Annotated in this window: 1 protein-coding gene; it reads right to left on the minus strand. The window is 61.1% G+C overall.

From position 1 onward, the window contains the following. On the minus strand, positions 1 to 275 hold a 275-nt coding region (locus SB724_RS20000; protein ID WP_410572568.1), incomplete at both ends, for a caspase family protein.

Below are 275 nucleotides of genomic sequence, written 5' to 3' on the forward strand. Positions count from 1 at the left end.
CGACCAGATTGCCGTCGGGCGACCCGTGACCGGCGAACGAAATCACGATCACATCATGTTCATCCGCAGCCGACAGCGTTCCCAGGATGGCCTGCGTAACTTCCGCGTGCGTGGCGGTCTCGTCGAGCAACAGCCGAGCAGACAGGCCTTCGATCGTGTCGGCGAATAACGCCCACAACGCGGTGGCGTCGCGCCGCGCACCGCTCAATTCAGGGATGCTTGCGTCAAGGTGCTTACTTATACCGATGAAGATCGCCTTGATCGCCACATGGCCT

The sequence above is a fragment of the Bacillus sp. SIMBA_031 genome, from assembly GCF_046535225.1.
Classification (GTDB): Bacteria; Bacillota; Bacilli; order Bacillales; family Bacillaceae; genus Bacillus; species Bacillus velezensis.